The sequence below is a fragment of the Alkalihalophilus lindianensis genome, assembly GCF_032843265.1.
Lineage (GTDB): Bacteria > Bacillota > Bacilli > Bacillales > Bacillaceae_D > Alkalihalophilus > Alkalihalophilus lindianensis.
This window is the reverse complement of the sequence record NZ_JAWJBA010000142.1, coordinates 1-318: the sequence shown is the minus strand read 5'-3', so window position 1 is coordinate 318 and position 318 is coordinate 1. Positions and strand designations below refer to the sequence as shown.

1 pseudogene is annotated in these 318 nt (G+C 35.8%); it reads left to right on the top strand.

Going from position 1 to position 318, the window contains the following annotated elements:
- Positions 1 to 318 (top strand): annotated as a pseudogene (locus RYX56_RS21685) (IS1380 family transposase); the annotation flags it as partial.

The following is a 318-nucleotide window of genomic DNA, read 5'->3' as shown; positions in this document are numbered from 1 at the left end:
GTCAAACCCAAAGGCCTTGATAAAGAAGTTCGCCAAGTTTATAAAGTAGTGGAGAGAACGATTCGAAGGGATGGACAAATTTTACTCATCCCCGAAATCGAGTTTGAAAGCTATTGGACCTCTCTTCCTAATAATAAACCTGAAGAAATTATAGAACTTTACCATGATCATGGAACAAGTGAACAATTTCATAGTGAATTAAAAACAGATTTAGATTTGGAACGCTTTCCGTCAGGAAAATTTAAGACCAATGACTTCATCTTGCATTTAGGCTGTTTCACGTATAATCTTCTACGTTTGATTGGTCAAGAAACACTA